Source organism: Nonomuraea sp. NPDC049129, assembly GCF_040648495.1.
Lineage (GTDB): Bacteria > Actinomycetota > Actinomycetes > Streptosporangiales > Streptosporangiaceae > Nonomuraea.
The window spans coordinates 157544-174831 of record NZ_JBEZDU010000006.1 but is presented as its reverse complement, the minus strand read 5'-3'; the positions used below and the strand labels follow the sequence as shown (position 1 = coordinate 174831).

Sequence of the window (17288 nt, the reverse complement as noted above, 5' to 3'; positions counted from 1 at the left end):
TGGATGAGGGACCTGATCAGGTCTGGGAGGCCGCCGCGGTGGCGATGCAGTCCGGGCGAACCAGCTTCGCGCCGTACAACGCGAGGCCCTTGACCGCGTCGCTGAATCCGCCCTCGGGCCGGTAGGCCTCGGTCTTGTTGATCTGCTCCGCGAAGGAGATCGCCATCGGCGAGCCCGCCTGCACGATGTAGTCGTCGCCCGTCACGTTGATCGCGTTGTTCGACACCAGGATGTCGAAGCCCGCAGCGCGGCCGACCATGCCGTTACGCAGGCCGTCCTGCGTGCCGGACTCGTTCAGCTTGATGAACCTGCCATCCAGCAGGAGCCGTCCGTGGAACCACGGCGGGATGACGGCGTAACGGCCCTCGTTGGGGACATTCGCCTCATCCAGCTTGACCTTCAGCGGGACGAGAACCTTGTCGTAGGCGTCCGTCGGCGTGGCCGCTGTGACCGCGATGGTGCCGAGCGCGTTCGCCGTGGCGACGCCCGTGTACAGGCCAGCCACATACTGGTCGACCACGTCAGCCAGCTTGTAGGCGGCCCGCGAGATCGCCTCAGGGATGACGTTGCCCTTGGCCTGCCGGGCGTCCACATCATCGACCTTGAAAGCGAAGTACTTCGCCTGGTCGATGAGCAGGGTCCGCTGCGCGTCGGTCAGTTCCTCGGGCGTGATGGTGGTGGAGTTCGGCACGTAGGTGCCGATCGTCGGGTCCGAGATCGACGTGATGCGGACGGTGTCGCCCGCCTCGGAGATCTCGCCCTCGTAGTCGCGGTTGACGATGCTGGGGCCCGCATAGACGAGCGCCTTGCGGAGCGCGACCAGCAGGTTCGCGCTCCAGATCTCAGGCCGGAACCTGGTGATCGCCATAGTGATTCCTCTTCAGGTTGGCTTACTGCGGCACGCCGAGAAGGTCGTTGAACCGGCCTTCTGCCTGCGCCTTGACGATTTGCTCGGGCGACATCCGGCGGAGGTCGTCCTCGGTGAGCTGGGCTGGCTTCTGGGGCCCCTTGCGGGCACCGCCGTCCCCTGAGCCCTGGAATCGCTTGGCGCTTTGCGCGGCCACAGCCAGGTAGGGCTTCGTTTCGAGAAGCTCATCGAGAGCTTCCTTGATTGCCTCGGCGTCGATCTTTCCGCCGTCGAGGAAGTCTGCAATCTCATTGCTGGCCAGCAGCAGCGTGCGGACCACATCCGGGTCCTGGGCCCGCTTAGCCGCCAGGACTTCGATCTTGTCGGCGACGCGGTCCCTAATGATCTCCGCGTTCGCCTCCGCCTTCGCCTGCTCCCTGGCTTCCGCCCGTATGGCGTCCAGATCCGGCCCCTTGTCCGCGTCGGCGTCGTCGCCGCCGCCCGCGGCCTTGGACTCGGCCGCTTTGCGCAGCTTGGCGAGCTCGGCAAGCGCATCGTCACGCTCCCGCGCCACCTGGCGCCGCTGCCGGTCGGCCTCGCGGCGGCGATCCTTCTCCGCCTGCAGCGCCTTCTCGCCCTTCGGGCCGAGCGGCTTGTCGGCGTCGTCGTCACGCGTAGCGGCGGCGTCATCACCGCTGTCGTCGTCCGCCGAGTGGTTACTGTCGACGTCGGAGTCGGCGGCGTCGTCGGAGTCCGTGACGATGACGTCGTCGTCGACGTGGTCGAGTTCGGGCATTCGTGTATCTCCCGTTGCGGGGTGGTGGAGCCCTGGCGTTGCGCGAGGGCATGCGAAAACGCCGGGCCAGCTGAGAGCGGGTCCGGTCAGGTTGGTTCAGCGTTGGAGCAGGTAGCCGTTCTCTCGCAGCGCCCGAATTGCAGCGTCACGATCCCCTGCGGCGTCCTTGATGATCTGCTCCGGCATCAGGCGGACCGCACTGCGGCGCATACGCCGACCGGCCACCCCGCGGCGAGTCACGCCTTCGGTGGTGACGACTTGGCCGCCCACGGACTTCATGCCGCGCCGTGCGGCGACTACCTGGTTGATGTCGGCGCCGAGCCGAAGTGACTCAGCTCCCGCTTTGCCGAAGCGGCGGTCCTGCTCCTCTGGGCTCATCTGCTCGAACAGGGCGCCAGGGCTTGGCGGGACCGCGTCGCCTTCCCTGAAGGGGATCATGGAACAGTCGCAGTTCGGGTGCCGCTGAAACCCCGTGGAGTAGGAGTAGACGCGCCCAGCCAGGACAATGCAGCGCGAGCAAGCTGGCAGGGTGACCGCTCTGACGTACGACACCCACTCCTTGGTCGCGGTCATCCCGACCTGGATGGCCGCGCGTCCAGCGTCCGAAGCCTGCGTGGCTGCGATCATCGTGATTGCTGCGGTCGCGCGGCGCATCGCCTCATCCGGCGGCACACCGTCCGACAGGAGCTTCTTGAACGCGATGATCGGCTGGTAGAGGGCAGTTTCGAGTGGCCCGCCAGTCGAGGTGACGCCGGACAGTCGTTCGGGCACCAATTCCAGGTCCGACATCGCGACGCCCTGCGCCGCAGCCAGCTCCCGCAGGTATACGGGCGCCGACGCAGCGATCTGCAGTTGAGCCCGCGCCATCATCTCCACAATGGACGGGCCGATCCCCGCCCGCCACGACTCGGCCAGCCGCTCCCGATCCAGTCGCCGCCACAATCCGAGGATCGCTGCGAGGAGCGACAGGATGATGCCTCGCTGCTGCTGCTGGTGGATCCGGGCGATTTCCTCCGGCGTTGGCATCGGCTATCCGACCGGTTCGGGAGCGACCGCGAACGGATCCTCTCCCGGATCGGCCGCGGCCGGCACTTCCGGCAGGGTCGGCTTGCCGTTGAGTATCGTCGCCATCGGGTCCGCTTCCAGTTCGGCCTCGCGCATCCGCATCACGCGGGTCACCTCGGGCGGTTCGAGACCGTACTGTTCGGCGATCCACTCCAGCGGGAAGCCCATCCCCTTCAGCTTCATGAGGGCGTCAACCTTCTGCGCGAGCGCCCGGAACTGGACGTCTCCCCACATGACAGTGCCCGACCTGGCGGCGGCGGCTTTGCCATCGTCGTTCATCGCGTTGGCCATCAGCGAATAGATATCGCGGATGCCGCTGTTGACGTACACGATCCGTTCGCCGGTCTTGGAGACCAGGCCGGTCTCGGCCGCGGTCAACGCCTCGGCCGAGAGATTGGCGACCTTGCCGATCAGGTAATGAGGCGGCGTTCTGGTTTGTGCGGCCAGGTGTTCGATCGCCCGCTCGATGACGTTGCTGTAGGCGCCCAGGTCCGCGGCCGGCCAGTTGCCGATCTTCGCGTCGCCGGTCAGCCACAGGATGCGCTCCTTGATGAGCGTGTCCAGCTCGATCGGCCGATCCCCCACCTTGACCCCGTTGGAGTCGAGGATCGGAATCTTCGGCACGTCCGCACCCATGACGACGCGCTGGGGCAGCGAGGCGAAGTCCAGGCTGTTCATGAGGTAGGCCCAGGTCAGGTTGATCGCGTCCTGCATGGCGATCACGCCATCGATGTCGCTGATCGGGTTGTCGTCCAGCAGCGTCTGATTTCTGAGCTCCACCATCGGCACTTCGCCCATGGGGTTCGGGATCGGCCACGTGTCATCGGAGGGCGGGTGCCGCATCTGCCAGCCCTCAGGCCCGGCGGACCGCACCAGCGCTTCGGCGGGGACGATCAGGCCGGACACGCTGTAGCCGTTACGCGCGTACCGGGGGCGTTGGAACTTCCACACGTCGGACGCGGTGTACAGAGTCGCATACTCGGTGCTGTCGTCGGCCCACAGCTTCAGCGCCGCGGCCCGCTCCCCCGTGTCCGAGTCGTAGGCCACGATTGCCTGGTCCGGCCGCTCCCACGTGACCCGCGGCGTTTGGTCGTCGCGAGGATTGCCCCACACCAGCCCGTACGAGCGGGCCGCGGCCAGGGTGACAACGAACGCCTCCGACGAGCCTCGTTCACAGTCCGCAGCACGCCACGCCCGCGACAGCCCCTCATCGGGCTTCGTGTCCGAGTCGAGCCGGATTCCGAGCACGTTCATCCGCTCGGCCGGAGCGGCAGCCACGGGCCCGCACCAGTTGTCGGAGAAGCCGGTGAAGCGGTCCGCGAAGTAGTCGCGGAACTCTGGGCTGGCGTAGCACAACCTGTGCACGCCCCGGTAGTAGTCGAGCCGGCGCCGCGTGACCGTCTCCCGCAAACGCAGCTCATCCGCGAGCCGGTTCAGAATGGTGACCGCCCTGCGCGCGCCATCCGTGTTGGGCCCGTCCTCGACAGGCAGAGGCATAGCCACCCGGCGTCACCTCCGTCTGGTCGATGACGCCGTATACAGGTAGTTCTCGGTGGGCTTCTCGATTGTGAACAGGCCGGCCGCTCGGGCGTCGCCAGCCGCCTCGTGGGCGAGGACGGAGCAGACGGTCAGGTCGATCTTCTGCGTCTGGCTGGCCTTGGCCAGCACGTACCGCTGGCCCGGACGCGGCGCCTTCCTCGTGTTCCTCACGTGGATAGCGGTGATCGGGCAGCCGTCGTGCGAAAACGGCGACTCCGCCTTCGTCACGTCCGTCAGCAGTCGCTCATTCGCGGCGTGCATCTGGACTGTCCGGTAGGTGGCCCAGCGCAGAACGACCTTGTCTCCGTACCGCTCCACCCACGCGTCGAGCTCCGACGTCCAACCGGGAGGGTCCGCGTACATGCGGATCACCCGGTATCGGGTCATCAGCTCATCGACCGCCGCAGCGACTTCAAGCCGCGGCACCTGGCCGCCGAACTGGGCAGGATCCCACACCGTAGGCAGATGGTCGGGGCCGAACGTGGGTGTGAACTGGAAGCCGTCGCCAGTCTCCGCGCGAATCCCGGTCCAGTCGTCGCTGTCGCTGCCGTCGAAGCCGAGAACAATCGGAGTCCCGTCCGGAACCTCGCGCGGGCTCGCCCACGCATCCCAGACGTCGCCGTCGATGTAGCCGCCCTGCCCGTACACGACCCGGTTGCCGAAGAACCGTTCGGCCTGGGCCGGATCCTTCTCCAACAACTCCGCAGCCTCGGCCTCGATCGCGTCCAGGTCGACATGCTTTGATCCGCGGTACACGTACCGGTGGATCTTCGTTCGTTCAGCCTTGTTCGTGTACGACAGGTTCGCCGAAGGGATCCGGTGGAACTTGAAAATGTCCGGCCTCTGCGACTCCGACGTCCGCTGCGCCACCGACTCCTCGGAAGGATCCCAGGCGTTCGACGTCTCCATCGTCCGGCCGCCCATGCCGGCGGCGCCGCGGCGCTGAGTCTCGGCGACGCGCACCATCTTGTTCGTCTTCGTGTACAGCCCGGTCTCGTCCTGCATGGCGAACGTGATCGGGTTGCCCAGCCGGGACGTGGCCGACGACGTCACCACGTCGATGCGGCCGTCGTTCGGGAGGCGGATGAACTCCTCGCCCGTCCGCATCAACTCCGCGAGCGGGCCGTTCTTGGCCATCGCCTGAAGCGGCCGGTAGACGTTGTCGACTTGGTCTTCCGACGTGGCGAGAAGCTGGATCAACGGCGTCGGCCACGGCATGCCCATCGGCTCGCCCGGCTCGTACTCGTACGACCAGCCGCAGCCGCAGCCGTAGTCGCGGCAGTCATACACTTCGTTGCCGGTCGACCAGCCCGCGAAAAGGGCGGGACCTACAGCCTCGACGCAGATGATCGACGCCGACCACGGCCCTTTCCCGGTCTTCTGGGGCGCGATGACCTGCGAACGCCGGTTGTGGAACGCGGGCGCCAGCTGGCCGAGACGAGCGTCGGGCTTGACCCGGTAATGGTTGACCGTGCACCACAGTTGCCAGTCGTACAGCTCGAACTGGATGCCCTTAAGGAACCCATCCGGGACGCTGCAGTGCTCCTCTATCCAGTCCGCCGCCACCCACAGGGTCGGGAAGTCGACAACGTAGTCACTCGCCGGCGGCATCGCCGGGGACCACGGTCAGCCTGGTCCGCGCAGATTGACGCGCCGGAGCCTTCCGCGTCCTAGCGCTCTCATCCGTGGGGGCGTCGGTGAGCTTCCACCGGTTGCGGAGCATGCCCTGCGTTGACAGGCCGAGCGAGTCGAAGTACTGCCGGACCACCTTCTGCAGTTCGATCGAACTCTTCGGCTGCTCCGCGCGAGCGAGCATCCGCACGCACATCGCGACCTCGTACAACTGCCCCATCCGCTCCCACATGAGCGCCTGCGGCCGGGACCAGAAGTCCGCCCACAGCTCCCACTCGCGTCCGTCCGGTTCGAGCAGCGGCCACTCAGGCGGGTCGCCTGCTCTGCCTTCAGATGGGAGGGCTGTCCATGTGGCTGCGTCCGCTGGCCTACTGCGCCGGAGCGCATTCGGGTCTGGAGCTGGTCCAGACGCGGCGTGTCCACCCTTCATGTGCATTCACTCCTCAGCCGCGTTGCGCGGCATCGGCGATGGTCACATTGCGTCACCATCAGAAGTTGATCAAGGACCTGTTGTCCTGGCGCACCCCACGGCGACCACCCCCGCGGTCCTCATTTCAGCATGTTTGTAGCGGGTCATCCCCCACCCCTGTCGCCGGTCCCGTTGCGGACAGTTACGACAATCGGAGCTGGGGACGGCAAGTCAGGCCCGATCCCGTTCGTGGAGCAGGGCAGCGATGCTGATCCACGTGTTGGCCAGGTCGTCGAGACGCTCCATCGAGACGAGGTTGGTTTCACCTTCGGCGTGGTAGAGGATGCGCGCTGCGTTGGCGAGGGCCACGTCTGTGGTGAGTGGTGTGGTGGTGTGCTGCTCGGCCACTCACGCCTCCCGATGGTGGTCCTTCAGGTGGGTGGCTGCCTCAGCCCACAGGGCAGGCAGGGTGGACACGCTGACGACGGCAGGATCTACGGAGGTGCTGCCGCCTCGGTCGTAGTGGGCGAGAGGCCGGCCGCCGTCGAAGTGGTCATGGCAGTGGAGGCCGACGTCACCGTTCTCGTCGCCTGAGAGGAAGAGGGCGGGGTGTAGGAGTGCGGCGATGAGGGAGTCGGTGGAGACCTTCACGACTGCGATCCCTCGCTGGAGTTGTCGCCTCGGTACTTGGCGAGGGCTTCGTGGACGTCGATCTCTCCGCGCCCGTCTCCGGAGTCCCACCACTCGACAGCAGTCCACACCTCGCCCAGCTTGGCGGCCATCTCTCGGGCGGCTTCAAGGTGTTCGATGACGGCCTTGGTTTCTGCTGCTACGTCGGCTGCGTAGGAGAGTCCTGCCAGGCGATCGGCCATCCGCGTCATGGCTTCGGGAACGAGGACCAGGTTGTAGAAGCGCGCCTGATCGCCCAGATAGCTGTAGCTGCCTCCCGAAATAACGATCACCTCTTCAGGCAAGTCGCGCAACTGGAGGATCTTGGATGGGGTTAGCTGTCGATCAGCCCGGTCTGGGCGAGCGTCAGCAGGAACAGGCCCGCGCAGACGAGTACGAGGACCCACGACTTCTGGATCCCGGCCACGACAGCGGCGGCGAGAAAAGTGACGAGGGCGAGCAGAAGCAGGACGTCCATGTTGATCTCCGTTTCCTGCGGTGATTACGGTCGGTAGGTGTAGAGCCCGGCTGAGCCAAGACCTGAGGTCCGGATTCTCGCCCGCTGTGATCAGATTGCGTTCCATCCGCCCGGTCTCGTGGATCCCGTCTTGCGGTTGTGGCAGTCGGTGCACATGCCCCTCATGCGATGCGGTGCGTCCGGGTCCTTCACGCCAGCGGCGAGCAGGTCCTTGCGCTCATGCGGGTGATGATCCGCCACCCTGCTGGGCGCCCCGCAGGGCGCGGCATGGCCGTGCTCGGCGTCGGGGCAGACGCAGCGAGGATCCCTGACGAGCACCGCGTTACGGGCGCTGTCCCAGGAGCGTCCGCCGTAGCCGCGCTCGTAGGCGCTGCCACGCGCCCGCTCGGCCTCGCTCCTACAGCCAGCACAGCGACCGCCCGAGGTGAGTTCAGCACAGCCGTGGCGGGAGCATACGGTCAGCGCCTTGCGTGCCATCAGGCGTCCGAGATGCTCAGCCATCCTGTGATGGCTGTCTCGGTGACACTCGAAGCGGTGACGCGCACCTTGTAGAACCAGATCGACGGCGACTCGGTGATGGCGTCCGGGAAGTCGAGGCGTATGGTGCCCGCTGCAGCATCCACGATCGTCACGCCTGAGCCCTCAGTCAGCGTGTATACGCCCGAGGCTGCGTCATCCTCGACATGCTGGCTGGTCTTCACCACGGCGAACACGTTGGCGGAGGCGAGCCCGAGCGGGCTTCCGCCGGATGTGATCTGGAAGGTGGCCTGCCCGTCGTCGTCCTCCGTGAGCGTGAGGTTGATCGTGTCGGGCATGGCCACCTCCTCAGAGCTGCTGTCCGCCCAGATCGGCCGCGGACAGGCGCGAACCGCCCAATCCTTGGGATGCGAGGCGGGATCCGCCGAGAGTCGCAGCGGAGACGAGAGAGCCGCCCAGATGGTCGAGGCTCGGCGGAGGCTCGCCGGTGGAAACGGACGGCGCCGGAATGGACGCCACCGCGGCTACGGCGGGAGGCCGTGCCGTGCTGGAGATCAGCGCGGCGGGAACGGACGCGAACGCCTGGACGGCTGCCGCTGTGGCAGCGACCAGGGATGCGGTGGTCGGTGTCGGTACCGCGGCTGTAGCAAGGACGACCGCGGGCAGGGCGGTGGAGCTCGCGCCGGCCGATGGTGCCGGGATGTTGGCCGTGGTCGTGACGACCGCGGGCTGCGCTGTCGCGTTGCCGCCGGCCGTGACGGTGGGCGCCGGGATGTCAGCCGACGCCGTCACCACACTGGGTGTGGCTGTGGCTCCCGTACTGCTGTCTGGGCTCGGGATCGCCGCAGAAGCGCTCACCACGCCGGGAGACGCCGTCGAGCCAGCGGAGATCGCCGGGACTCCTACGGAAGCCGTAGCGGCCACCACAGACGGGCTCGCGGTGGATCCAGCCGTCACGGCCGGAGCCGGGATTGAGGCTGACGCTTGGACTGTGCTGGGGGACGCGGTCGTCGAGCTGCCCGATTGGACGCTCGGTGATGGAATCGACGCGACTGCGGAGACGACCGCCGGTGTGGCGGTCATGTCGTTGGCCACGCTTGGCGCCGGGATGGCGGCCGTCGCGGTAACGGTCGCAGGCGTAGCCACCTGTCCCGTGGCCACGGTAGGGGCGAGGACGGACGCCGTGGCCTGGACCGTCGCAGGTGATGCTGTGGAGCCAGCCGACACGCTCGGAGCTGGAACCGCAGCAACAGCTGTGACCGCAGGAGGACTCGCGGTTGAACCCGTCGCGGTCGCCGGCGTGGGGATGGTGGTGGTCGCCGGAACCACAGCCGGAGACGCGGTCGCCCCGGTGGAGGCGGTGGGCGCCGGGATGATGGCTGTGGCCCCGACGACGCTTGGGGCGGCTGTAGAGCCGGTGAAGACATTCGGCGCGGGGACGGAAGCGGTGGCCGTGACGACTGCCGGGGAGGCCGCTGTGACGGCTGTGACGGTCGGAACGGGCACGCTCGCGGTCGCCTGCACCACTGCGGTCGAAGCGGTAGAGCCCGCGTGCGGTGTAGGAGCAGGGACGCTGGCGGTGGCCTGAACGACGGCAGGGCTTGCCGTGCTGCCCGTCGAGGTTGACGGGCCAGGAACCGACGCCGTGGCGGCTACCACGCCTGGCGTGGCCCTGGAACCGGCCGAGGTCGCAGGAGCGGAGACACTCGCCGTGGCTGCTACGACGGCCGGTGAGGCTGTCGAGCCGGCGCTGGGAGTCGGCGACGGGACCGAGGTAGTGCCCGTGACGGCCGCAGGCGTGGCGGTGGCGCTGCCGGTGGCGGGGGTGAGCGCGATCGACCAGGCGCCGATGGGGCCGCTCGTGCCGCCGAACGTGCGGGTTCCAGTCGCGCCGGCGACGCTGATGACCTGGTCGGCTTCGGCGTTGTACGCGAACGTCGAGGGCGGTGTCCGGAGTGTCATCCCGGACGGGGCGGTCATGTCGTGGACGACCTCGTCGGCGTACAGGCAGATGAGCCACGAGTTGGCGGCCGTGGTGGTGACGGACGGCGCGACCGCAGATGCGGCGGCGGACTGGGCGGTCACCAGCGTCGAGGAGGCGGCCCGGTAGCACAGGATGTCCACAATTGGGCCACCGCCGCCTCCGGCCCAGTTGAGGGCGGGGCTGGAGGCGCCTACGGTGATGGTCCAGGCGTTGGCGCTGAAGGAGCCGCCCGCCCGGTTGGAGCCGATCTGCGCCCACCCGGCCGGCCCGGTCAGGGCTGTCGCGTCCTGGGCGATGGCGAGCAGGATGTCACCCTGTTGCGCCCCCGCAGGCAGGACGCCGGTGAGGCTCTCGGCGTGGGAGGCGGCCACGAACTCGATGCCGCCGACGGACGTCGCAGGTGCGGGGACGGACGCGACCGCCGCAACCACGGCAGGTGTAGCGGTGGAGCCTGCGATGGTCGTCGCAGACGGGATACTCGCGGCTGCCGACACCACAGACGGGGTCGCGGTAGCGGACGTGCCATCGGACGGGACCGTCAGCGTGAATCCGATACGGGCCGTTGCTGAGATCGTGCCGGAAGCGGTGAAGTTCGCGGCGGACGTCGCGCTCCCGCTCACCAGCGTCCGATAGCCGACCGTCGCGGTCGGGTAGCCGCCGTGGTTGACATCCGCCGACGCAGGCTCGGTGAACCCCGCGGCAACGGTAAGCGTCCGGACGGTGCCTGCGCCGTTGCAGCCCGCGAACCGGACCTCCAGGTCAGTGGACCCGGTCGGGGTGATGCCCGGCGTGGCGATAGCGGTGCCGGTGCCGGAGGTCGAGTTCGCTGTTGTGGACGGTGCGCTTCCGCCCGACACTGCGACCAGGATGCCGACACTGAACGCGGACGAGTGGTGAGACAAGCTGTATGTGGACGGCTCGGATCCGCCCGCCGTTCGCACCCACACCTTGCCGTGCAGGTCGGAGGAGGAGGCGGCGTCGACGCTGCCGATCTGCGTCCAGCCTGAGGGGGTGACCATGTCGGTCAACGCCCCGAAGTCGGCGTACTGGCACAGGACCAGCACGTCTCCGGAGACCACGCCGGACGGTTTGGCGATCGTGTACGGGGTGGTCCCGCTGTCGGCGATGGTGTGGGAGCGGTACGCCGCAGGCACGCCGACCCCCCGACATGCGAAAACCGCCCGGCGGCGGCAGAGTCAGGCGGCGTTTACGCAGATCAGGCTAGGCGAGAGTGATCCGCCAGATCCCCGATGCCGACCAGGTGATTGCCAGCGTCCCGGCGGAAGTGCTGTACGAGCTACCTAGGTCGACTAGGGCATACGCGTTCTTGCCCGCCAGGGTGTTGTCGTAGACAAGAACCCCGCGAGCACCGGTGATGGTGGAGCTGGTCCACGAGGTGTCTGCGGCATCGAACGTGGCGATACCCGACGCGCCGGTGAACGTGGTGGAACCTAGCGTCGCCCCGCCAGCGGTGTAGCCGGTGCCGGACAGTTCGGTTCCGGAGTAGACGCCTGCCGCGTAGGCGGCGCTCGCCGCCGCCGCATTGAAGTCCGGAGTGATCGTTGACGGGTACAGGGCGACCTTGATGGTGTCGCCATCCAGGTTGGCCGCGAGCTGGGTGGTGTCGTAGATGTCGACGACCGTGGCCACGAACAGGCCAGACTGAGTGATCGACACGGCTAAACCTCCTCATCCACGAACGCGTCTCCGCCGACCACGACGCCCTCAGAGCGGCGCTCGGCGCGGGCGGCCCGCAGCGCCTCGGCGGCAGTTTGCTTGGCCGCCCTTGTCTGCTCGGTCGGACTGTTGGCGTACTCCTGCTTGGCGGCTTCGAGGTCGTCTTCGAGGCGGGCTTCCGCTCGCAGCGCGGCGGCGCGAGCCTCTAGCTCCTCGGCAAGATCAAGGCTCGACACGAGAGCCCTCCTTCGGGATGGTGGCGAAGATGGTTTCGGGGCTCTTGATATGCACGCTCTGCTGGTCTCGGCCGTGCTGGATCACGTCGTTGCCGAGCTGGTCGGTGGTCGCCTTGAAGCGCCGGCCAGTGCGGTCGTGGCCTTCGCGTACCTGATCGTGGGTGGCGTGGGTCCAGCCCTGAGGGCGGGTCTGCGGGCTCTTGTCGCGCAGCCACTCGGCGTAGGTCAGGCCCGTGCTCTCGTAGGTCCAGCGGGTCGGCGAAAGGGCCACGCGACCACCTCCGGGCATGCGAAAGAGCCCGCATAGAGGCGGGCATTGGAGGACGATCAGCGGGTGGAAGAGTGGGCGAAACTCATCGAAGCGATCAGCGGGCTGGTTTCAGGGCTGGCCTGGCCAGTCGCGGTAGTGCTCGCCGTGTGGCTGATCATGCGGCGGCACAACGCGGCGTTCAGCAGGTTGATCGACCGCATCACGTCGTTGCAGTTCCCTGGCGGACAGATCGATCTGGCCGCAGCCGCTGCCGCACGGCGGGAAGAGGTAGATGAGCTCGCAGAGCAGGTGGCCAACCAAGACGTAGCAGAAGATCGGCGGGTGGTAGTACGCGAGCTTGCCGCGTCGGCCGTTGAACTCGGAGCGATCGAACAGTCCCGCAGGATCGCTGACATCCTTGGCTCGCTGTCTAGCGAGACGCAGTCTTCTGCCGTGGAGGCGGCACTTGCCGAACTGGCTGTACGCGGCCACCACCCTCAGCTGTCGGTGCGTGTGCGCGGCACCCGCGTGTAGTCCTCGCCGGAGATCGGCTCGACCTCGTCCGCTTGGAACCAGACCGGGCGCGGCTCCTGAAGGCCGCCACGGTAGCCAGACGAGATCTCCACGATCTCGACGAGGTACTCCCTGGCGCCGTCCGCGTTCTTGCGCCACTCCAGCAGGAAGCCTGCTCCGGAAGGATGGCCGGGAAGACGTACAGACGGAGGGTCGCCCTGCATGCCGTCGAGGATACCTAGCGGGTCGAACAGCTATTCGAACCGGGTCGGCTCGGTGGAAAATAGATAAAGGCCATACCGGGAAGGTCCGGGTGGTCGCGCTTCCAGCCGCGTGCCACCTCCTCGATCTCAGAGAGGTGAGAGCCGTCCTCACGGACGATGTACGGGCCGAAGAGAGTCCGGTTGTCGCTGCCGTCCCAGGTGGGCGGAGAGTCGCCCCATGTGATGACGAGGAAGACGAAGTGCTCGCAGGGCTCAGGCATCGCGGGCATCAGACCTCCCACGAGGGCGGCAGCGAGGACAGGGCCACGATGTCGGCGTAGGTGACCGCCTCGTCGGTGACCTCGTCGAAGATCTTGCGTCCGTCCGCGTCGACCTCGAAGAGGTGAACGATCGCGTACGGCGGCTTCCCGTCGCGGCCTTCGTACACCTCGCACCGGTTCCCCTTCTCGGGGTCGATGCCTTCCGCTCGCAGCCACTTCAGGAACGCCTCATACGGGTGGTGACTCTCGTCCTTGCCGCTGCTCGTTCTGGTGTCGACTACCAGGTACGGCTTCACGCCGTCCACGTGATCTCCAGGGGGTTGGAGGTTGATGCGCGCCCAGCTCCCTGGTGACCCCCCACGCGGGGAGTTGGGCACGCGCTCTTGGGGGTGGTGACGGCCTGGCCTGCGTCCCGTGGACCCTCAGCCCCGCAGACCAGGCCGACACCGGGTGGGGCTCCACGCCGACTCCCACGGGGGAGGGAGGACGGCGGAGCGGGCACGCTCCTTGCACCAGGAGCGCGCGACTTGGAATGTCTAGCAGTGCTAGGCGGCGGCAGAGAGGGAGGAGCGCAGCTCGTCGCGCTCCTCAGGGGTGGCCGGCACAGGCTCGCCGCGGTGGAGCTGGCGGGCGATCGTAGCGATGTCCAGCCAGTCATACCAGGCGGTCTTGCCGAGTTTGAGCAGTTTGCGGGCGTGGTGGCGGGAAGCCCACACGCGGACGGTCGGCTCGGGCTTTCCGAGGCGCATAGCGGCGGCGGCGATCGTGATCCGCTCAGGGCGGTCCGGCATGCTGGCCACCCCCAGACATGCGAAAAGGCCCTCGGCACGTCCGCGTCCGAGAGCCTTTGATCCCACGATCAATCGATTTATAACAGGTCACCAGCCGAAACGCCAACTGCGGCGCGCCGAAACGCGGACTTCATGGCCGCCATTCCTGCGCGTTGACGGATGGCGGCCACGGATCAACTGATCACGCCCGCCTGCTGCCTGCGTCGTCCAGCACGGCGACTCGAACTCCACCCCTCCGGTACGTCTTCACCGGTTCGGCCCGAACCTTGGTCAGTTCGCTGTACTCCTCCTGGTCGTACTCGCTACGGCAGGTTCGGCATCGGGCTCCATCGGGTTGCCCGTCATCGTCGAGGACCTCATACAGTTCCGCGAACCCGCAATCGCAGTACACGCCGGACAGGTGACGTGCCGCCTGCTTGGTGTCGGTCAGGAACGCCCGGCACCGATAGGCCAGATGCAGGAGTTCGAGGCCGGCGTCGACTCCGGACAGGTCTTCGATGCTGTCGCCGCGGGGCATCGGTTCGGCGGGCAGGGCGAGCAGCGCGTCGAGGTGGGCGGCGAGGATCGTCCACGCCTGCGTGAGGATCGCACCATCACGCCGGCGCCGGGATGTCACGGTGTCCAGCGCGGCGAGGCGTGCCACAGTACGGACTCGTTCCTCCCACGATACGAGCGTGGCGAGCAGGAGCCGCAGCAGTTCGTCCGCGGGCAGCGACAGAGGTACGGGCGCGGTCTTCGACATGGCGACGATCGGTCCTCCCCCAGCTGCGGCGAACGTCTTGTCGAGCCTTTGGTGGACGCGCACGAACAGCATCGGCAGATCGTTGAGGGCTTTCGCGACCGCGTTGCGGTCCTGGTGACAGAACGCCTGATAGGTGAGAGCTGGGAGACGGACCGTCTTGGCGCCCTGCGCTACCAGGCGCGGGTCGGAGCATCGGTCGCCGCGGGCGCATTCGCGCTGGCCGTTGTCGCGCCAGTGGCCGTCGTCGGCGTTCGGGTCTGAGTGGATCCACACGGTTTGGCCTCCCCGATCAGTACGCTGTACGGGAAGACCTGTGAGCCTGTGGGGTCTGGTGGGGTTGTGGGCGGTCTCTCGCTGGCGGGCGGGAGGCCGTCTGTCGTTTACCGTCTTCGCTGGTCGGCTGTCTGGCCGTGTTCGATCAGCCACGTTCCCACATCGATCAGCTGGTTGCCGTCCAGGCGGACGCCGACAGCGATCAGGTAGGACTCGCCCGAGCGCGGCCCGTGGTGTAGCTCTACACCGGGCAGGCGGGGATGGCGGGTGATGAGGGCGAGAGAATCGTGCATCGTGCGATCATTATCGCAGATGAGAGTCTGGCGCATGTCGGGACGTGGGATCGGCAGCAATCGTCTCACAGCGTGGTGTGTGCGGTGAGAATGCGCTCCCAGAACGGCTCCAGGTCGGCGCCGCTGATACGGGCGTAGTGGACGCGGGTGCGGTCTCGGTAGACGGCCACCTCCGTGTACGGGTCGCCGTGGTCAAAGCCGGTGTGGAGGCTGGTCCAGTCGTCGGGGTGCGGTCGCCAGTCGGGGAACGCGATCTGTGCTGCGGTTTCGCGGAGGGTTTTGGTGTGCTGTGGGGGGCGGTTCTGGTGGTGCACTATCCCACATTGGCACGTGGTGTCCATGATCGGACGGTTGACTACTGCTCGTCCTTGAAAAGGGCGGTCGCCAGCGCCCACCACTCTCCTTCGCTCATGGTGGTCACCTCGCCCGCTTGCCGTGGTAGTGGATGTTGAACGGCCAGATCCGCAGATCCCACGTCGGCCGGAACGCGCCAGGCTTGCTCTTCATCCAGATGAACGGGCCGCTCAGCGCGGGCTCGAAGCTGATGGAGAACTCCTTGAAGTCGGTGACCAGTTGGTCGCCGTTGATCTTCTGGTAGGTGCGGTCCCAGATCACGGCCGCCGCCTGAACCAGTCGGGGTTGATGCTGAGGTCCGGTTCCATGCGGGGGTAGACATTGACGGTCATGCGCGGCCTGGCGCGGATCTGGGCGAGGCTTGCTTCCCGCTCTGCCCGCATGCGGGCGATCACGTCCATGTCCGGCTCCTCGTACGGCACGCCCGCCAGGTCGTGGAACACCTGGTAGATGCCCGTCTCCAGCAGCTCTATCTGGACCTCCTGCCACGGGGTCGCCTTGCCGAGCGCTCGGGTGAGGACAGCGATTCGGTGGGCGGTGTTCTCGCAGCCGACCGACCAGCAGCCGTTGCGAGCGGCGCACATCGCCTCGTGCAGGTCGCCCCACAAGCGCATCAGCTCATCGGCGGCGGCCTCTTCCAGCGAGGTGAACCCTTCGTGGTCGGCGGAGTCGATCGCCGTCTGCAATTCGGCGGTGCGATCGGTGCTCACGGCGCCTTTCCTTCCGGCGGAGGGAAGATCCGGTGGACGGTCGCGTCCGGCCGAGTGTCCTCCCTTGGTCCGTATTTCTGCTCGAAGGCGTCCAACTGTTCCTGGGTGGTCATGTGCCAAGAGTTGATTGCAGATGCGAAACGGCGGTCGTACTCAGCGGCCACCTCCTCGTGATCCCACGTGCGGTCACCTTGCGAGAGCCTGACCGTAATCTCGGAGCCGAGCATTACCCGACGGGCGTACCAGCGTGCATGCGCCCACGTCAGGACTTCGCCCAGCTCCTCCGCCAACGTTGTGGCGTCGATCAATCTTTCGCCGTTGTAGAGCTCCACTGTCCAGGGCTCGTTCGGCCTGACGATCTCCATCGGGTGCGCCTCCTCCAGTAGGTCGGTCTGTCCGTAGCAGTTCCACCCCGCGGGTACTCCGGTGATCCGTATCGGCCGGCGCGGGGTGAGGCCGAGCTTGGATGCGCAGTCCGGGCCGAGTCCGAGAGCGCGGGACTCGGGCGTCTTCAAAGTGTGCTTGCAGGCGTTGCACAGGACCACGTGGTCGCGGGTGGCAGGCTCGCTGAGGTCGAGCAGGAGGGTCACGACGAATCCTCGACCTGCCCCGACAGTTCGCCGGCCAGACCTTGAAGGATGTCTCCCATGTGGAACGCGACCGCGGCGAGGACGGCCGGGTCTACGCCGGGGAGGCGGTGGTGGAGCGCCTCGACCATGGCGGCCCGTACCCGCCGTTCGGCGATCTGGGCGGGGGTTGGTTCGACTATCAGGCCGGCGAGCTTCAACGCCTCGTCCCGGTCGAGGCCGAGCGCTGTGGCCAGGCGGATGATCGTGGCGGGCAGTGGCGCCTTCTCCTGGGTCGCCAGCCGGTCGTAGGTGACGCGGCTGACTCCCGGCTCCGCGGCCAGCGCCAGTTTGGTCATGCCGAGACGGGCTCGCTCAGTTTCTGCTCGCTGGTGGAAGGCTGCGGCTACTCCGGTCACATCTCCTCCTGGAGTTGGGCTGACGCCAGTTGCTCAACCAGTACAGGAACAATGATCGCCCACGCCAGTCGCATAGCCCGCTCC

Annotated in this window: 29 protein-coding genes; 5 read left to right on the top strand and 24 right to left on the bottom strand. The window is 67.3% G+C overall.

The window, feature by feature from the left end; translation table 11 throughout:
- Positions 1-16: 16 nt before the first annotated feature.
- The 11 genes from AB0B64_RS20180 to AB0B64_RS20130 all read right to left on the bottom strand — a co-directional run bounded on the left by AB0B64_RS20180 (position 17) and on the right by AB0B64_RS20130 (position 8250).
- Positions 17-868 (bottom strand): hypothetical protein, encoded by an 852-nt coding sequence (locus AB0B64_RS20180; protein WP_357962016.1) that lies wholly within the window; start codon positions 866-868, stop codon positions 17-19.
- A 22-nt stretch (positions 869-890) separates the two neighbouring features.
- Positions 891-1643, bottom strand: coding sequence for a hypothetical protein (locus AB0B64_RS20175; RefSeq protein WP_358178944.1), 753 nt, complete (start codon positions 1641-1643; stop codon positions 891-893).
- Positions 1644-1739: 96 nt separating this feature from the next.
- Positions 1740-2669 carry a hypothetical protein gene (locus tag AB0B64_RS20170; protein WP_358178942.1) on the bottom strand — a complete coding sequence of 310 codons (930 nt, stop codon included), beginning with the start codon at positions 2667-2669 and terminating at the stop codon, positions 1740-1742.
- 3 nt (positions 2670-2672) lie between these two features.
- On the bottom strand, positions 2673-4205 hold the full coding sequence (locus tag AB0B64_RS20165; RefSeq protein WP_358179431.1) for a phage portal protein: 1533 nt from the start codon (positions 4203-4205) through the stop codon (positions 2673-2675).
- Positions 4206-4217: 12 nt separating this feature from the next.
- A complete protein-coding gene (locus tag AB0B64_RS20160; RefSeq protein ID WP_358178940.1) occupies positions 4218-5858 on the bottom strand; it encodes a hypothetical protein in 1641 nt (546 codons plus the stop codon).
- A complete protein-coding gene (locus AB0B64_RS20155) occupies positions 5842-6111 on the bottom strand; it encodes a hypothetical protein (RefSeq protein ID WP_358178938.1) in 270 nt (89 codons plus the stop codon). The genes AB0B64_RS20160 and AB0B64_RS20155 overlap by 17 nt, the downstream gene beginning before the upstream one ends.
- Before the next feature lie 408 nt (positions 6112-6519).
- Positions 6520-6696 carry a hypothetical protein gene (locus tag AB0B64_RS20150; protein WP_357962005.1) on the bottom strand — a complete coding sequence of 59 codons (177 nt, stop codon included), beginning with the start codon at positions 6694-6696 and terminating at the stop codon, positions 6520-6522.
- Positions 6697-6939 (bottom strand): hypothetical protein, encoded by a 243-nt coding sequence (locus tag AB0B64_RS20145; protein WP_357962002.1) that lies wholly within the window; start codon positions 6937-6939, stop codon positions 6697-6699.
- Positions 6936-7271 carry a hypothetical protein gene (locus AB0B64_RS20140; protein WP_357962000.1) on the bottom strand — a complete coding sequence of 112 codons (336 nt, stop codon included), beginning with the start codon at positions 7269-7271 and terminating at the stop codon, positions 6936-6938. The genes AB0B64_RS20145 and AB0B64_RS20140 overlap by 4 nt, the downstream gene beginning before the upstream one ends.
- 20 nt (positions 7272-7291) lie before the next feature.
- Positions 7292-7435 carry a hypothetical protein gene (locus AB0B64_RS20135; protein WP_357961997.1) on the bottom strand — a complete coding sequence of 48 codons (144 nt, stop codon included), beginning with the start codon at positions 7433-7435 and terminating at the stop codon, positions 7292-7294.
- A gap of 476 nt (positions 7436-7911) precedes the next feature.
- Positions 7912-8250 (bottom strand): hypothetical protein, encoded by a 339-nt coding sequence (locus tag AB0B64_RS20130; protein WP_357961995.1) that lies wholly within the window; start codon positions 8248-8250, stop codon positions 7912-7914.
- Between the two features lie 206 nt (positions 8251-8456).
- On the opposite strand from AB0B64_RS20130, the gene AB0B64_RS20125 reads away from it, so the two are divergent.
- The 4 genes from AB0B64_RS20125 to AB0B64_RS20110 all read left to right on the top strand — a co-directional run bounded on the left by AB0B64_RS20125 (position 8457) and on the right by AB0B64_RS20110 (position 10793).
- A complete protein-coding gene (locus tag AB0B64_RS20125) occupies positions 8457-9500 on the top strand; it encodes a hypothetical protein (RefSeq protein ID WP_358178936.1) in 1044 nt (347 codons plus the stop codon).
- Between the two features lie 78 nt (positions 9501-9578).
- A complete protein-coding gene (locus AB0B64_RS20120) occupies positions 9579-10022 on the top strand; it encodes a hypothetical protein (RefSeq protein ID WP_358178934.1) in 444 nt (147 codons plus the stop codon).
- 216 nt (positions 10023-10238) lie between these two features.
- On the top strand, positions 10239-10529 hold the full coding sequence (locus tag AB0B64_RS20115; RefSeq protein ID WP_358178932.1) for a hypothetical protein: 291 nt from the start codon (positions 10239-10241) through the stop codon (positions 10527-10529).
- A gap of 87 nt (positions 10530-10616) precedes the next feature.
- A complete protein-coding gene (locus tag AB0B64_RS20110) occupies positions 10617-10793 on the top strand; it encodes a hypothetical protein (protein ID WP_358178930.1) in 177 nt (58 codons plus the stop codon).
- Positions 10794-11117: 324 nt separating this feature from the next.
- Here the strand turns inward: AB0B64_RS20110 and AB0B64_RS20105 are convergent, their stop codons facing one another.
- The 3 genes from AB0B64_RS20105 to AB0B64_RS20095 are packed head-to-tail and all read right to left on the bottom strand — an operon-like array spanning position 11118 to position 12080.
- Complete coding sequence (locus AB0B64_RS20105; RefSeq protein WP_357961983.1) at positions 11118-11573, bottom strand: hypothetical protein; 456 nt, start codon at positions 11571-11573, stop codon at positions 11118-11120.
- 2 nt (positions 11574-11575) lie between these two features.
- Positions 11576-11809 carry a hypothetical protein gene (locus AB0B64_RS20100; RefSeq protein ID WP_357961981.1) on the bottom strand — a complete coding sequence of 78 codons (234 nt, stop codon included), beginning with the start codon at positions 11807-11809 and terminating at the stop codon, positions 11576-11578.
- Positions 11796-12080 carry a hypothetical protein gene (locus AB0B64_RS20095; protein WP_357961978.1) on the bottom strand — a complete coding sequence of 95 codons (285 nt, stop codon included), beginning with the start codon at positions 12078-12080 and terminating at the stop codon, positions 11796-11798. Before AB0B64_RS20095 ends, AB0B64_RS20100 begins: the two co-directional genes overlap by 14 nt.
- 45 nt (positions 12081-12125) lie before the next feature.
- Between AB0B64_RS20095 and AB0B64_RS20090 the strand changes: the two genes are divergently transcribed.
- The gene (locus AB0B64_RS20090) at positions 12126-12593 is read left to right on the top strand and encodes a hypothetical protein (protein WP_358178928.1); all 468 of its coding nucleotides are present in this window, start codon (positions 12126-12128) and stop codon (positions 12591-12593) included.
- Here the strand turns inward: AB0B64_RS20090 and AB0B64_RS20085 are convergent.
- The 10 genes from AB0B64_RS20085 to AB0B64_RS20040 all read right to left on the bottom strand — a co-directional run bounded on the left by AB0B64_RS20085 (position 12557) and on the right by AB0B64_RS20040 (position 17204).
- Positions 12557-12796, bottom strand: coding sequence for a hypothetical protein (locus tag AB0B64_RS20085; RefSeq protein WP_357961972.1), 240 nt, complete (start codon positions 12794-12796; stop codon positions 12557-12559). The genes AB0B64_RS20090 and AB0B64_RS20085 overlap by 37 nt on opposite strands.
- Before the next feature lie 268 nt (positions 12797-13064).
- Positions 13065-13361, bottom strand: a complete 297-nt coding sequence (locus AB0B64_RS20080; RefSeq protein ID WP_358178926.1) for a hypothetical protein — start codon at positions 13359-13361, stop codon at positions 13065-13067.
- Between the two features lie 240 nt (positions 13362-13601).
- Positions 13602-13847 carry a hypothetical protein gene (locus AB0B64_RS20075; RefSeq protein ID WP_358178925.1) on the bottom strand — a complete coding sequence of 82 codons (246 nt, stop codon included), beginning with the start codon at positions 13845-13847 and terminating at the stop codon, positions 13602-13604.
- Between the two features lie 181 nt (positions 13848-14028).
- Positions 14029-14862, bottom strand: a complete 834-nt coding sequence (locus AB0B64_RS20070; protein WP_358178923.1) for a hypothetical protein — start codon at positions 14860-14862, stop codon at positions 14029-14031.
- 107 nt (positions 14863-14969) lie between these two features.
- Entirely contained in the window at positions 14970-15155 is a 186-nt protein-coding gene (locus AB0B64_RS20065) for a hypothetical protein (protein ID WP_357961961.1), read from the bottom strand.
- A gap of 65 nt (positions 15156-15220) precedes the next feature.
- The gene (locus tag AB0B64_RS20060) at positions 15221-15469 is read right to left on the bottom strand and encodes a hypothetical protein (protein WP_358178921.1); all 249 of its coding nucleotides are present in this window, start codon (positions 15467-15469) and stop codon (positions 15221-15223) included.
- Positions 15470-15572: 103 nt separating this feature from the next.
- Complete coding sequence (locus tag AB0B64_RS20055) at positions 15573-15770, bottom strand: hypothetical protein (RefSeq protein WP_358178919.1); 198 nt, start codon at positions 15768-15770, stop codon at positions 15573-15575.
- Positions 15767-16219: a hypothetical protein gene (locus AB0B64_RS20050; protein ID WP_358178917.1), complete on the bottom strand. Its 453-nt coding sequence runs from the start codon at positions 16217-16219 to the stop codon at positions 15767-15769. The genes AB0B64_RS20055 and AB0B64_RS20050 overlap by 4 nt, the downstream gene beginning before the upstream one ends.
- Positions 16216-16809 carry a DUF6011 domain-containing protein gene (locus tag AB0B64_RS20045; protein ID WP_358178915.1) on the bottom strand — a complete coding sequence of 198 codons (594 nt, stop codon included), beginning with the start codon at positions 16807-16809 and terminating at the stop codon, positions 16216-16218. Before AB0B64_RS20045 ends, AB0B64_RS20050 begins: the two co-directional genes overlap by 4 nt.
- The gene (locus tag AB0B64_RS20040) at positions 16806-17204 is read right to left on the bottom strand and encodes a helix-turn-helix transcriptional regulator (protein WP_358178913.1); all 399 of its coding nucleotides are present in this window, start codon (positions 17202-17204) and stop codon (positions 16806-16808) included. The genes AB0B64_RS20045 and AB0B64_RS20040 overlap by 4 nt, the downstream gene beginning before the upstream one ends.
- Positions 17205-17288: the final 84 nt, after the last annotated feature.